Source organism: Sulfitobacter sp. M39, assembly GCF_021735935.1.
Lineage (GTDB): Bacteria > Pseudomonadota > Alphaproteobacteria > Rhodobacterales > Rhodobacteraceae > Sulfitobacter.
Window position 1 is genome coordinate 2781457 of record NZ_WMDZ01000001.1, and the last position, 14046, is coordinate 2795502.

The 14046-nt window shown below is 61.2% G+C and carries 14 protein-coding genes and 1 riboswitch; of the genes, 4 read left to right on the forward strand and 10 right to left on the reverse strand.

The features are described 5' to 3' along the window. Positions 1 to 37 precede the first annotated feature (37 nt). Entirely contained in the window at positions 38 to 778 is a 741-nt protein-coding gene (trmB, locus tag GLP43_RS13405; RefSeq protein WP_443069470.1) for a tRNA (guanosine(46)-N7)-methyltransferase TrmB, read from the reverse strand. Between the two features lie 159 nt (positions 779 to 937). Here trmB and GLP43_RS13410 point away from each other — a divergent pair, with 159 nt between their 5' ends. Next, positions 938 to 2548: a BCCT family transporter gene (locus GLP43_RS13410; protein ID WP_237279699.1), complete on the forward strand. Its 1611-nt coding sequence runs from the start codon at positions 938 to 940 to the stop codon at positions 2546 to 2548. Positions 2549 to 2612: 64 nt separating this feature from the next. Here the strand turns inward: GLP43_RS13410 and metK are convergent, their stop codons facing one another. The 8 genes from metK to miaB form a co-directional block, all read right to left on the reverse strand. After that, positions 2613 to 3797 carry a methionine adenosyltransferase gene (gene metK / locus GLP43_RS13415; protein ID WP_237279700.1) on the reverse strand — a complete coding sequence of 395 codons (1185 nt, stop codon included), beginning with the start codon at positions 3795 to 3797 and terminating at the stop codon, positions 2613 to 2615. A 4-nt stretch (positions 3798 to 3801) separates the two neighbouring features. Further along, positions 3802 to 3849, reverse strand: a riboswitch (SAM-SAH riboswitch). Between the two features lie 8 nt (positions 3850 to 3857). Continuing rightward, positions 3858 to 5375, reverse strand: a complete 1518-nt coding sequence (gene lnt / locus GLP43_RS13420; protein WP_237279701.1) for an apolipoprotein N-acyltransferase — start codon at positions 5373 to 5375, stop codon at positions 3858 to 3860. Beyond that, positions 5375 to 6283: a hemolysin family protein gene (locus GLP43_RS13425; protein ID WP_237279702.1), complete on the reverse strand. Its 909-nt coding sequence runs from the start codon at positions 6281 to 6283 to the stop codon at positions 5375 to 5377. The genes lnt and GLP43_RS13425 overlap by 1 nt, the downstream gene beginning before the upstream one ends. Positions 6284 to 6303: 20 nt before the next feature. Then, positions 6304 to 6828, reverse strand: coding sequence for an rRNA maturation RNase YbeY (ybeY, locus tag GLP43_RS13430; RefSeq protein WP_237279703.1), 525 nt, complete (start codon positions 6826 to 6828; stop codon positions 6304 to 6306). Between the two features lie 67 nt (positions 6829 to 6895). After that, positions 6896 to 7885: a PhoH family protein gene (locus GLP43_RS13435; RefSeq protein WP_009825126.1), complete on the reverse strand. Its 990-nt coding sequence runs from the start codon at positions 7883 to 7885 to the stop codon at positions 6896 to 6898. Positions 7886 to 8039: 154 nt separating this feature from the next. Then, positions 8040 to 8351, reverse strand: a complete 312-nt coding sequence (locus tag GLP43_RS13440) for a hypothetical protein (protein ID WP_237279704.1) — start codon at positions 8349 to 8351, stop codon at positions 8040 to 8042. A 15-nt stretch (positions 8352 to 8366) separates the two neighbouring features. Beyond that, the gene (locus GLP43_RS13445; protein WP_237279705.1) at positions 8367 to 8942 is read right to left on the reverse strand and encodes an OmpA family protein; all 576 of its coding nucleotides are present in this window, start codon (positions 8940 to 8942) and stop codon (positions 8367 to 8369) included. A 220-nt stretch (positions 8943 to 9162) separates the two neighbouring features. Beyond that, on the reverse strand, positions 9163 to 10482 hold the full coding sequence (miaB, locus tag GLP43_RS13450) for a tRNA (N6-isopentenyl adenosine(37)-C2)-methylthiotransferase MiaB (RefSeq protein ID WP_237279706.1): 1320 nt from the start codon (positions 10480 to 10482) through the stop codon (positions 9163 to 9165). A gap of 114 nt (positions 10483 to 10596) precedes the next feature. Here miaB and GLP43_RS13455 point away from each other — a divergent pair, with 114 nt between their 5' ends. After that, positions 10597 to 11472 (forward strand): glycosyltransferase family 2 protein, encoded by an 876-nt coding sequence (locus GLP43_RS13455; RefSeq protein WP_237279707.1) that lies wholly within the window; start codon positions 10597 to 10599, stop codon positions 11470 to 11472. 42 nt (positions 11473 to 11514) lie between these two features. Here the strand turns inward: GLP43_RS13455 and irrA are convergent, their stop codons facing one another. Then, entirely contained in the window at positions 11515 to 11934 is a 420-nt protein-coding gene (irrA, locus tag GLP43_RS13460; protein ID WP_237279708.1) for an iron response transcriptional regulator IrrA, read from the reverse strand. A 193-nt stretch (positions 11935 to 12127) separates the two neighbouring features. On the opposite strand from irrA, the gene fabA reads away from it, so the two are divergent. After that, positions 12128 to 12637, forward strand: coding sequence for a bifunctional 3-hydroxydecanoyl-ACP dehydratase/trans-2-decenoyl-ACP isomerase (gene fabA / locus GLP43_RS13465; protein WP_005849435.1), 510 nt, complete (start codon positions 12128 to 12130; stop codon positions 12635 to 12637). A gap of 177 nt (positions 12638 to 12814) precedes the next feature. Beyond that, the gene (gene fabB, locus GLP43_RS13470) at positions 12815 to 14044 is read left to right on the forward strand and encodes a beta-ketoacyl-ACP synthase I (protein ID WP_237279709.1); all 1230 of its coding nucleotides are present in this window, start codon (positions 12815 to 12817) and stop codon (positions 14042 to 14044) included. The last annotated feature ends 2 nt before the right edge of the window (positions 14045 to 14046 follow it).

The following is a 14046-nucleotide window of genomic DNA, read 5'->3' on the forward strand; positions in this document are numbered from 1 at the left end:
CCGTCCATCACCAGCGTTCTCGCCCGCGCGCGCCCGCTCAGGTCTTGCGGAAGGTCAGGTAGTGCGGCACGCGCCCCTCGCGCAGGGCTTTTTGTTCGTAGCGGGTGGAAATCCAGTCGCCCCACGGTTCTTTCCAGTCGCCGGGGCGTTCCGCCAGCCATTCAAACCCGTGCCGTGGCACCTGTTCAAGCGTCTGGCGCACATAGTCCTCAATGTCCGTGGCAACGCGGAAGATCGCGCCGGGCTTGAGCACCTTTGCCAGCGGCTCAAGATGTTCCGGCGTCACAAAGCGGCGCCGGTGGTGGCGCGTTTTGGGCCACGGATCAGGATACAGCAGGAAGGCGCGGTCAATCGATGCCTCTGGCAGCACGTCAAAGATATCGCGTGCATCGCCCGGATGGATCGCCACGTTATCAACACCCGCGCGGCGGATCTTGCCCAACAGCATCGCGACCCCGTTGATGTAGGGTTCGCAGCCGATGATGCCTACGTCAGGGTTTTGCGCCGCCTGATGCACCATATGCTCACCGCCGCCAAAGCCGACCTCGAGCCAGACGGGTTTGCCGCCAAACAGCGTCGGCAGGTCCAACGGCGTACGGTCGGGGTTCGCATCCCAATCGACAGGACCGGGCGACAGCGCCTCTAGATCCTCTTCGATATAGCCTTTTTGGCTTTGCTTAAGCGATTTGCCTTTAAGGCGACCGTAGAAATTGCGGCGGGGGCGTTCAGGATGTGTCATGGCGCTGGCTTTAGCCTGCGAGGGGGACGGGCGCAACATTTCGCGTAACCCCGCGCTGCAAAAGCCCACGCGCCCCATGCGCAACGGCGGTGCCCCCCTTGAGGCGCTGCAAACCCGGAACGATCACAGGGACTTTACGTTGAGCTACAGCGCTCTACCTGAGCGAGAACCGATAATAATGCAGCGGAGGACATGCGAATGCGGGAACTGGCAAGCCGACTAGGACTACGAACGGATCCTACAATCTTCTTTGTTTCCGCCCTGTGTACCGCCCTATTTGTACTGGCCCTTGTACTTGCCCCTGAACCGATCGGGGACGCCTTCGCCACAGGCCGCGCCTGGATCGTATCGCATCTGGGGTGGTTCTTTATTCTTGGCGTCAACGTCTGGCTGGGCTTTCTGATCTGGGCCGCGATGAGCCGTCACGGCCATATCCGCCTTGGCCCGCGCGACAGCCGCCCCGAGTATACAAACCTGTCGTGGTTCACCATGCTTTTCGCGGGCGGCATCGGCACCGTGCTGATGTTCTGGGGCGTGGCCGAACCGATCAGCCATTTTTCGGACCCGCCCCTGCCCGGCGTTGAACCTTTCACGGAACAGGCCGCACAAGACGCCATCTCTATCGCCACATACCACCTTGCGCTGCACACCTGGACGATCTTCGCGCTGCCCGGTCTTGCCTTTGCCTATTTCATCAACCGTTATGACCTGCCCGTACGGGTCAGTTCGGTCTTTTACCCGCTGTTAAAAGAGCGCATCCACGGCCCTTGGGGCAAGGCGATCGACATCGCGTCGATCCTCGGCACGCTGTTCGGCGTCGCGGTCTCGCTTGGGCTGGGGTCATCGCAGATCGCAGCGGGCTTGTCGGCGCTGTTTGGGTGGGACGCCGGCGTGCCGCTGCAGGTCGGCATCCTGACCGCGCTGACCGCCGTTGCCGTGGCGTCTATCGTGGCGGGGCTCGATAAGGGCGTGAAGCTGCTGTCCAACCTCAATATCGGCATGGCCGTGGCGTTGATGGTCTTTGTACTGGTGACCGGTTCGACCCTGTTCCTGCTGCGTGGCATGGTCGAGACCTTTGGCCTGTACCTAAGCAACCTGCCACGGCTCGCCTTCTGGAATGATATGCTTGCCGATACCAACCCCGCAAATGGCGATTGGGGCTGGCAAGGCAGTTGGACGGTGTTTTACTGGGCCTGGACGGTCACATGGTCACCCTTCATCGGCCTGTTCGTCGCGCGGATTTCGCGAGGGCGCACGATACGGGAGTTCGTCTTTGGCGTGCTGCTGGCCCCCTCGCTCTTCACGCTGGTCTGGTTCTCTATCTTCGGCTGGCAAGCGATGGAGATTGACGGCATCGGCACCGCCGCGCGCGCGGCTCTTGGCGCGCAAGCCGGTTCGCTGAGCGCTGCAGTGGCTGACTCTGTCCCGCTGGCCATGTTCGCGTTTTTCGAAAGCTTTCCCTTCGCCGATATCGTGCAGGGCGTTGCCGTGCTGGTGGTGGCGATCTTCTTTGCAACATCCTCGGATTCCGCGTCGCTGGTTGTCGACATGCTGTGCACCGGTTCGCCCGAACCCGGCCCCACCCGCCAGCGGGTGTTCTGGGGCGTGTCCGAAGGTCTGGTCGCGGCGATGTTGCTGATCCTTGCAGGCGATTTGGGGCTGACCGCCTTGCAACAGGTGATCACGGTCGTCGGCTTGCCGATCTTCCTGCTGGTCTTTGCGATGATCCCGTCGCTGATCAAGGGGTTCCGGACCGAAGATATCGACCACGTCTCGATCGGTAAACGCCCCGGTCTAGGAGAGCTGTAACAACCCCACCAACGCAAAAGGGCAGCCCATTGGGGCTGCCCTTTCTTGTGCAATCAAGCAGTGCTTACAGCGCGGCCTTTAGCGCATCGACCAGATCGGTCTTTTCCCAGCTAAAGCCGCCATCCGCTTCGGGCGCGCGGCCAAAGTGGCCGTAGGCCGCGGTGCGTTCAAAGATGGGGCGGTTCAACTGCAGATGCTCGCGGATGCCGCGCGGTGTTAGGTCGATGATCTGACGGATCGCCTTTTCAATCGCCGCATCCGTGACATCCGCGTCGCCACCGTAAGTATCGCAGTAGATCGACAGGGGTTTGGACACGCCGATGGCATAGCTCAGCTGAATCGTACACTTTTCGGCCAGACCGGCAGCCACGACGTTTTTCGCCAAATAGCGCGCCACATAGGCGGCAGAGCGGTCAACCTTCGTCGGGTCTTTCCCCGAGAACGCGCCGCCCCCATGAGGTGCCGCACCGCCATAGGTATCCACAATGATCTTGCGCCCGGTCAGGCCCGCGTCGCCATCAGGGCCGCCGATGACAAAGGTCCCCGTCGGGTTCACCCACCATTCGGTGTCGGGGGTGATCCAGCCTTCGGGCAGAACCTGGGTGATATAGGGTTCGACGATGTCGCGGATGTCGGCGCTGGTCTGGCCTGCGTCGGCGTGCTGCGTCGACAAGACGATAGAGGACACGCCAACGGGCTTGCCGTCTTCATAGCGCACGGAAAGCTGGCTTTTGGCGTCGGGGCGCAATGTCGGCTCTGCCCCGTCTTTGCGCACTTCGGCTAAACGGCGCAGGATCGCATGGGCATAGTGGATCGGCGCCGGCATCAGCTCTGGCGTCTCGTTGGTGGCGAAACCGAACATGATGCCCTGATCGCCCGCGCCTTCTTCCTTGTCGCCTGATGCGTCCACGCCTTGCGCGATATGCGCCGACTGCGGGTGCAGCAGGTTGGTGATCTCGCAGGTGGCGTGGTGGAATTCATCCTGCTCGTAGCCGATGTCCTTGATGCAGGCGCGGGCAATGCCGTCGATCTTGCCAAGGTATTCGTCCAGCTTGTCCTTGTTCGACAGGCCAACCTCGCCACCGATGACCACGCGGTTGGTGGTAGCAAAGGTCTCCGCCGCGACACGCGCTTCGGGTTCTTCGGTCAGAAAGGCATCAAGTACGGCGTCGGAAATCCGGTCGCAGACCTTATCCGGGTGGCCCTCGGAAACGGATTCCGAAGTGAACGTGTAGTTTTTGCGGGACATTTAGTGCTCCAATAGATTTCTTAGCCACGTCAGGAAGCCGTTGTGGCCGATTAACGGGGCTTAGCTTTGCCTGCCCCTTTGGTCAAACTTTAAGTTGCGTCGGCGGCGCAAGATAACAAGGGCTAGCCCCGCCAAAGTGATGAAAAGAAACGGCCATTCGCCCCATCTGCTATAGGGTGTCGCAGGGCGTGGAGCGGGCAGAGGGGCATCCAGAAAGCCTGCCTCGTTCAGGGCCAAACTCTTTGTGATGCGGCCCCAGGGGTCAATCATCGCCGAAACGCCCGTGTTGGCGACGCGCGCCATAGGCAAACCTTGCTCTATCGCGCGCATCCGCGCCTGAGCCAGATGCTGCAACGGCCCCTGCCCCTTGCCGAACCACGCATCATTCGTGAGCTGCATCAAGAACGCAGGCCGCGCCGGTGCGGCGTTGACGTCCCGCGCAAAGACGGCCTCGTAGCAGATCAGGGGAAGCGCCTGGCCCAAGGGCCCCAGATCCATCAGCGCAGCCCCCGGACCCGAAGAAAAACCGCTGCCAAACTGCGCCGCCATGCCGCGCAGACCGATACGGCCCAGCAGATCGCCAAAGGGGATATATTCGCCAAAGGGCACGAGGTGGTGCTTGTCATAGGTCTGCACAACCTCGGCATCCGGCCCCAGCAACACGGCAGAGTTGTAATAGGCCATGTCGTCGCGCCGCTGCACCCCCAGCACCACGGGCGTACCCGCGGCGGCTTCGCTGATATATGTCAGCGCGCCATGGGCCAGATCAAGCGGCCATGCGATGGCGGTTTCCGACCAGAGGATCAGATCAGGTGCCGCATCCCCCTGCGCAGGCGGCGCAGCGGTCAGCGCCAGCTGACGATCAAAGAATTCGGGGATTTTGACGGGGTCCCACTTGTCTTTCTGTGCCGCATTCGGCTGCACCATACGGATCATATGGTCAGTGATCGGGGCGTCGTCCCCCCCAAAGGGCACGATCAACGCCGCCACACCCAAGACCCGCGCGCCCCAGACAGCGCCATGCCGCAGCAACGGGCCCCGCGCGCGCTGTATCACCGCCACGGCCAGCGCAACAAAGGCAAGGGTCAAGCCATAGGGCCCCACCAACGCAAGCCCCTGCCCCGGCCAATGGTTGACCAAAGACTGAGAGAACATCCCCCAAGGGAAGCCGGTGAACAGATAACCGCGCAGCATTTCGGCGGCGGGCAGGACGAAGATCAGCGGCCAGACCTGTACCGACAACCGGCGGGACACGTAGAACGCCAAAGCCCAATACAAAGCCAAACCGCCCGTCAGCCCCACCACAGCAAAAGGTGCCATCCAGGCATAGCGTTCGGGGTCGACCATGAAGGGCGATACCAGCCAAGACCATCCATGCAAGAAGTAGCCAAAGCCAAAGCCCCAGCCGAGCGCTGCGGCCTGCCGGGGCGTCGCAGCAGCGCGGTAGATCAACAGAACCGCCGCAAGTGCAGCAAGCAAGACCAGCGGCAGATCATAGGGGGCCTGCCCAAAGGCCGCGACAACGCCCGCAAGCACCGCGGCCCCGAACCGCATCCAAGCGGCACTGCGCAAAGTCATCAGTGAGATCCGGCCATACGCACGCGCAAACGCTTGATCCGGCGCGGATCGGCGTCGATCACCTCGAACTCGGGGCCATCGGGATGCACGACCACTTCGCCACGCGCCGGCACCCGTCCCGACAGCATGAAGACCAACCCGCCGAGGGTGTCGATCTCTTCTTCGTCGACGTCATCGTGATCGGTCAGCGAATGGCCAATCTCGGCCTCGAAATCATCCAGAGGCGTCTTGGCCAGCGCAAGGTAGCAGCCGGGCTTTTCGACCGTCCAGTATTTGCCTTCGTCCACGTCGTGTTCGTCTTCGATCTCGCCGATGACCTGTTCGATCAGATCCTCGATCGTGACCAGCCCGTCGACCCCGCCGTATTCGTCAATCACCAGCGCCATATGACGTCGTTCGGCCTGCATCTTGGTCAGCAAGACGCCAATGGTCATGGACGGCGGCACGAACAGCAGGGGGCGGAGCAGCGCGTTAAGATCAAACTCGGCGTTTCTGCCATTAAATCCGTGGGTCAGCGCCAGATCTTTGAGGTGTGCCATGCCAACGGGCGTGTCCAGCGTGCCGTCATACACCGGCAGGCGCGTCATGCCGCTGTCCTTGAACACGCCGACCAGTTCGTCCAGCGTCGAGGTCACCGGCACGGCTGTGATATCCGCCTTGGGCACTGCCACATCATCCACCCGCATCCGGCGCAAGTTCATCATGCCGCGGGTGGACAGCCTGTCAGTCTGTGCCGCGGTGATCTCCTCCTCTTCCTCGTTGTCCGACGCGCTGAGTGCGCCCATGACCCGGGAAAAGAAGCCACCGGATTTCGGGGTGTCTTCGGTTTCTTCGGCCTCGGAGGCCGGTATGATGTCTTCCAACTGCGCGCTCTGCGCCGCCTCAGATGATCCGTCTGTGTCGCCCATCGGGTCCTGTCTTTATGTGTTTAGGCAGGCGGTTGCACTGCGTCGTCTCTATATGGGTCATCCAACCCCAATTTGCCAAGTATTTCTACTTCTAACCGTTCCATCAGGGTCGCATCCCCGTCTCGTTCGTGGTCATACCCCAGAAGGTGGAGCAGCCCGTGCACGATCAAATGGGTCACGTGATCGGCCATCGGGCGGCCTGCGGCCTCTGCCTCGGCGTGGCAGGTGTCATATGAAATCGCGATGTCGCCCAGTTCCAGCATATTGTCGAACCCCGGCGTGACCGACAGCGGAAGTTCGCCGTCGCGCGCGGCACCGCGTTCCTCGGCAGGCCAGCTGAGCACATTGGTCGGCGTGGGCTTGTCGCGAAAATCTGCATTCAACGTGGCGATATGTGCATCGTCGCAGGCCAGCACCGTCACCTCGGCGGTGTCGGCATCCAGCGACAGATGCGCCAATGTGGCGCGCATCGCGCGGGGGCATAGGGTATCAAGGTCCAGACCGGCCCAACGGGGGTCTTCCTCTATCACGTCAAGCGCCTGCATCAGCGCCCCACCGGGGGCCAGCCCCCGGCCCCCCGGAGTTTATTTGGCAAAATGAAGCAGGCGGGCATCACGCGTGGCCTGCATCTGCTTCATAGGCTTCGATGATCGCGGCCACGAGCGGGTGGCGCACCACGTCTTTCGAGGTGAAGTAGTTAAAGCTGATCTTGGGGATCGTCTTGAGCAGCCGTTCCGCGTCTTGCAAGCCCGATGGCACGCCGCGTGGCAAGTCGATCTGGGTCCGGTCACCGGTGATCACCATCCGCGAGCCTTCGCCCAGACGGGTCAGGAACATCTTCATCTGCATCGAGGTCGCGTTCTGCGCCTCGTCCAGCACAACAAAGGCGTTGGACAGGGTGCGCCCGCGCATGAAGGCCAGCGGGGCGATCTCGATCTTTTTCTCTTCGATCAGCTTGGCCAGTTGCTTGCCGGGCAAGAAATCGTTCAGCGCGTCATAAAGGGGCTGCATGTAGGGATCGACCTTGTCCTTCATGTCACCGGGCAGGTAGCCCAGCTTCTCCCCCGCCTCAACGGCAGGGCGCGACAGGATGATGCGGTCCACGTGGCCCCCGATGAACATCGACACGCCGACGGCCACCGCAAGATAGGTTTTACCCGTACCGGCAGGGCCGATGCCGAAGGCCAGTTCGTTGTCGAACAGCGATTGCACATAGGCTTTCTGCGCAGCCGTGCGGGGTTCGACGCGTTTCTTGCGGGTCTGGATTTCGACGCCGCCCAAATTCGGCATCTCGATCTGGTCGCCCGGGCGCACCCCCGTCCCAGCGGCGGAATCGCCCATGCGTAGCAAACTGGTGACATCGGCGGGCTCCACACTGCGCCCGCCTTCCAGTCGGGCGTAAAGCCCTTCGAGCACAGAGGCAGCGCGAGTGGTCGCGTCTTCCTCTCCCATCACAGACAGGTGGTTGCCCCGACGCACGATCTGGACCTCAAGCGCCGTCTCTACGGCGGTCAGGTTGGCGTCATAGGGGCCGCAGAGATCGATCAGAAGCCGGTTGTCCGGAAATTCAAGCTGCTGCGCGTGAGAAGCGGGAGGCGTCATTGTGTCACTAGATGGCAAAGCGTTTTCCTAATTGGAGGTGTCTTTGGATTAATATGGGTCCCATATTCAAACTATGTACCCCTTGGAGCCGACAAAAAAGGGCCGGAGCGTAAAACGCGCCGGCCCGATCCTATTTGCAGGAGTGGTCGCAAGATCAGTTGGGATCTCGGACGCGCGAGCCGCCTTTGAAGTCGCCCGCCGTATATGTGGGCTGGGCCACGCCGGAGCAGACCGGCTTGCCGTATTTGTCCAGTCGCTGGCTCAGGTAGCCTTCGACGCCGTCGTCGATGATCCAGTGGTCGCAGCCATTGGGATCGACCCAGATGCCGGCCTGAAGCTGGCTCAGGTGCTTTTTGTCAAAGCCACGGTCGAGGGTTTTATCGGCGGGATAGCCCCGGCCTTCGTAGTCAGCGCAGGCACCCAGTGTCAGGGCGCAGGCGGTGACCATCATAATCTTAGCTTTCATCACGTTACTGTCCCCTTAGCGAATGCAGATGATTTCGACGCGGCGGTTCTTGGCCATACCGCCCGCTGTGCCATTGGACGCCGCTGGCATCCGTTCGCCATAGCCACGGACATCCGCGATGCGGGCCCCCGATTGCTGGGCGATGCTGGCAACCGCATTGGCACGGTTCAGCGACAGCTTCATGTTATAGGCATCCGACGCGCGGCTGTCTGTGTGCCCGCTGATGATATAGGACACGGCACCCGTGGTCTTGAAGAATTCAGCCAGACGGGCGCGGCCCTGCGGGTGCACACGGTAGCTGTCGGTGTTGAAAAACTGGTCCGTATTCATCACGCCGCAGACGTTACCCCGGCGGCAGACCGGAATACCCTGACGGGTGACATGCGGTGTCATATAGCCTTCGGCACCGTCATCCATGACCCAATGTTCACACCCATCGGGGTCAACCCAGATCGTTGGAATATACTGGCCCTTGTCGCGGCCCTGTTGAGATCTTGTTTGTGCATCGGCAGCAGATGCCTGAAGCACGAATGTTGCGGCAATCATCGTGCCCGCAAACAGCCGTAGCCCCTTGGAAATTGTAATAAACACAGCCCTCGTCCTTTTCTTACTGTCCCCCAGTCGGAAGACCCACAGATACCCCAGGCACCACGGTCATCCGCTATATGTTGTGAGATTAAGAGGTAAACGCGCTTCTGTGAAGCGCGAATGCGGCCATATTTACTATATTACTGCCACACTTACGCCATTTTCCGGCCATTGCAGTCGTTTTGGTCTACAATCATTGCGGGCAAATCGCGAGCGGTGACGCCTAAATCTGACGCGCCGTCAAAGAATTGGTTTTGGCATCAACGATTCTGACACGAACAACGTCGCCAATTTCGGCTTGCGCCTCGTCGATATGCACAGAGTGGAGGTATTCGGATTTCCCCACCATCTGCCCCGCCTCGCGGCCCGATTTTTCGACAAGAACGGAAACATCACGCCCCACCATGCTGTTCTGGATCTCGCGCTGTTGGCCGGTGATCAGCCCTTGCAAGCGCTGCAGGCGTTCGTCGGCTATGGCGGGTTCCACCTGCGGGCGTTCGGCGGCGGGGGTGCCGGGACGCGTCGAGTATTTGAACGAATAGGCGTAGCCGTATTTCACCTCGCGGACGAGCTCCATCGTGGCTTCGAAATCCGCGTCGGTTTCTTCGGGGAAGCCGACGATGAAATCGCCCGACATCACGATATCGGGGCGCGCGGCGCGGATGCGTTCGATCAGCCGCAGATAGCTTTCGGCGGTGTGGCTGCGGTTCATCCGCTTGAGGATACGGTCCGAGCCGGATTGCACGGGCAGGTGCAGATAGGGCATCAGCTTGTCGATCTCGCCATGGGCGGCGATCAGCGCGTCGTCCATATCGTTGGGGTGGCTGGTGGTGTAGCGGATGCGTTCAAGCCCGTCGATCTTGGCCAACTCCTTGATCAGGCGGGCGAGCGTGTAATCCGCCCCCTCTTCCCCCACGCCGTGATAGGCGTTGACGTTCTGCCCCAGCAGGGTGACTTCGCGCACGCCGCGTTCGACCAGTTCGCGGGCCTCGGTCAGCACGCGGGTCGCGGGGCGCGACACCTCGGCACCGCGGGTATAGGGCACCACGCAGAAGGCGCAGAATTTGTCGCAGCCTTCCTGCACGGTCAAAAACGCAGAAGGCGCACGCGTCGCTTTGCCGCGGCCTTTCAGCTTTTCGAATTTATCCTCTTCTGGGAAATCCGTATCAAGCGCGGTTTTGCCAGAGCGCACGCGCGCCTCCATCGCGGGCAGGCGGTGATAGGATTGCGGTCCCACGACCAGATCAACGGCAGGCTGACGGCGCATGATCTCTGCCCCTTCGGCCTGCGCAACACAGCCTGCGACGCCAATCTTCAGATCGGGGTTCAGTTCTTTGAGCGGCTTCAGGCGGCCCAGTTCAGAATAGACTTTTTCTGCTGCCTTTTCACGGATGTGGCAGGTGTTCAGCAGGATCATATCCGCGTCGGCTGCGGTCTTTGTCTCGACGTAGTTATCGCCCAGAGACTCGGCCATACGTTCACTGTCGTAGACATTCATCTGGCAGCCGTAGGTCTTGATGAACAGCTTTTTTGGCGCGGTCATGGCAGGGTCCGTTGATGAAAGGTGCAAAAGCGCGGTCTAACAGCGCCAGCGTTCTCTTGCAATGCGTCCCGATTTGACAGATTTAGGGCACAGTACAACTAGAGCCGGGGTGTCATGCAGTACCGCAGTCTTGACCATTTTATCACTGACAGCAAAGCGGTGCTGAGCAAGGGGCCCATTGCCCTCATCATGGTCGAAGACGCGATAGAGATCGAGACGACGCTGCGCCATCACCAGCAGCTTGGCTTTGCCACCGTTGTCGCCTTTATGCCCGCAAGTTTCACGCTGGCCCGTGATGTCGCCGAAAGCAAAGGCGTGCTGCGTGTGGATTACGACATGGACCGCGAGGGCGCGCTGGAAAATGCCGTAAACGCCGTGATCGAGGCCGCACCGGGGCAATGGCTTTATACCTGCTACAACGCCGAATATCTGTTCTACCCTTTCTGCGAGACGCGCACCGTGGGGGAGTTGCTGGCCTTTCACACGGAAGAGCGCCGCGATGCGATGCTCACCTATGTCGTTGATCTTTATGCAGATGATCTAGGTGCCGCCCCGAACGCGGTGTCGCTGGACAACGCCTTTCTGGACCGGTCCGGCTATTACGCGCTGGCGCGGCCTGACGGCACGCCGGACAACCACCCCAAGGAACGGCAGCTTGATTTCTTTGGCGGGTTGCGTTGGCGGTTCGAGGAACATGTGCCCGCCGCCCGGCGCAAGATCGACCGGATCTCGCTGTTCCGCGCCAAGCCCGGAGTGCGGATGCGGGACGATCACACCTTCACGGATGAAGAATACAACACCTACGCCTGCCCGTGGCACCACAATATCACGGCGTCGATCTGTTCATTCCGCACGGCTAAGGCGCTCAAGTCCAACCCGGGCAGCAGGGACAGTATCGCCAGCTTCAAATGGCACAACTCCGCGCCGTTTGAATGGCATTCACGGCAACTGCTGGATCTGGGTTTGATGGAACCGGGGCAGTGGTTCTGAACGGACGGGACCGGTAAAAACCGTGTCCCAGACCGAAAGGCCCTAGCCTTTGCGGCGCAGGCGGATCACCACATCGACCGAGGCGATCTCGGCCCCTTCGGGGGCGTCGGGTAACTGCGCGATCACCAATTGGTCAGAGGGCGCATCGGACAGACGCGCCTCGTCCTCCCAGAAAAAGTGGGGGTGATCATGGGTGTTGGTATCGAAATAGCTTTTGGACCCGTCAACCGTGACTTCCTGCATCAGCTCCGCGTCGCAAAAGGCGCGCAGGGTGTTGTAGACCGTTGCCAGCGAAACGGCATCGCCCTGCCCCTTGGCCGCGTCAAACAGGCTTTCGGCGGTGACATGGCGGTGCTGACCGTCGCCCACCAACAGATGCGCCAGCGTCATGCGCTGCCGCGTGGGGCGCAGGCCCGCCTTGGCAAGCCACTCAGAACTGATCTGCTGTGTTGTTTGGGTCATTGGCTATAAGTACCTCTCATGCGCTATATATAAGGGGCAATGGCGATGGTTTTCAAACGGAAATCCGGAAACTCTTGCCAACGGTGCCTTTCGCCGTCGCGTAACTGCGGTGTGCCTGCGCCCTTGCGGGCCTGCGGCGCGCAATGCTAAACCTGCCGGGATTTGAAATTCAGCCTTCAGGAGCCGCGATATTATGGCCGACTACCCCACCAGCTTTGACAAAGAAGCCCTGCTCAAATGCGCCCGTGGCGAGCTTTTCGGCGAAGGCAACGCGCAGCTGCCCGCCCCGCCGATGCTGATGATGGACCGGATCACAGACGTCTCGGCTGACGGCGGTGCCCATGGCAAAGGCCACATCACGGCGGAATTCGACATCACGCCCGACCTGTGGTTCTTTGACTGCCACTTCCCCGGCAACCCGATCATGCCCGGCTGCCTTGGCCTGGATGGTCTGTGGCAGCTGACCGGCTTTAACCTTGGCTGGCGCGGCTGGCAGGGGCGCGGCTATGCGCTTGGCGTGGGCGAAGTGAAGTTGACCGGCATGGTGCGCCCTGACCGCAAGATGCTGACCTACAAGATCGACTTTACCAAAGCGATCCAGACCCGCCGCCTTACCATGGGTGTTGCCGATGGCATCGTCGAAGCCGACGGTGAAGTGATCTATCAGGTCAAGGACATGAAGGTCGCGCTAAGCGAGAGCTAAGCCCACCCGTCAGATCATCGCTCGGATCACCTTGCTGGTCTTCCAGACAGACTGATGACTTGATTTGTCGCCCCATAGGCGGCAAACGGGAAACGAACGTGCGGCCCCGCGACATGCGTGCGGGCCGCGCAGCATCAAGAGGGCACCCGCCCCACACAGATCAAGGGAGTGCAGCCCATGCGCCGCGTCGTCGTCACAGGATTGGGAATTGTCTCGTCCATCGGAAACAATGCAGAAGAAGTTCTGGCATCGCTCAAAGACGGGACCAGCGGCATCGTCGCCAGCCCCGAAATGACAGAGCACGGCTTTCGCAGCCGCGTTGCAGGGACGCTCAAGATTGATGTGGCCGACCACATCGACAAACGCGCGCTGCGCTTCATGGGCGGCGGCGCAGCTTATGCCTATATCGCCATGCAGCAGGCCATCGCGGATGCAGGCCTGAGCGAAGACCAGATCAGCAACCCGCGCACCGGCCTTGTGGCGGGCTCTGGCGGGCCGTCGACCTCGGCGTTGTTCACCGCACATAACGTCGTGCGCGACACCGGCGCGACCAAGCGGATCGGGCCGTTTGCCGTGCCGAAATGTATGTCCTCCACGGTCAGCGCGAACCTGTCGACCGCCTTCAAGATCAAGGGCATCAACTATTCCATCACCTCGGCCTGCTCTACCTCGCTGCATTGCATCGGCAACGCGGCAGAACAGATCATGCTGGGCAAGCAGGACGTGATGTTCGCGGGCGGCGGCGAAGAGCTTGACTGGACGCTGTCCTGCCTGTTCGACGCCATGGGCGCGATGAGCAGTAAATATAACGACGCCCCTGAAACCGCGAGCCGCGCCTTTGACGCCAACCGCGACGGGTTCGTGATTTCGGGCGGCGGCGGCATGCTGGTGCTCGAAGAGCTTGAGCACGCCAACGCGCGCGGTGCCACGATCTATGCCGAAGTTACCGGCTATGCGGCGACATCGGACGGTCACGACATGGTGGCCCCGTCCGGCGAGGGCGGCGAACGCGCCATGCGTCTGGCGCTGGAAACCCTGCCCGAGGGCCGCAAGGTCGGCTATATCAACGCGCATGGCACCTCCACACCTGTCGGCGACGTGGGCGAGATCGAAGCGGTCCGCCGCGTCTTTGGCCAGGGCAGCACGCCCCCCGTCAGCTCCACCAAGTCGATGACCGGCCACGCCCAAGGCGCCGCCGGCGCGCTCGAGGCGATCTTCTGCCTGCTGATGCTCAAGAATGACTTTATCGCCAAATCCATCAACGTCGTTGATCTGGACCCGAAACTGGACCCGTCCGAAATCGCCCTGGAGCGTGTGGACAATGCCGGTCTGGATTCGGTGATGACCAACTCCTTCGGGTTCGGCGGCACCAACGGATCAATGATCCTTTCCAAATTCCAAGAGTAAGG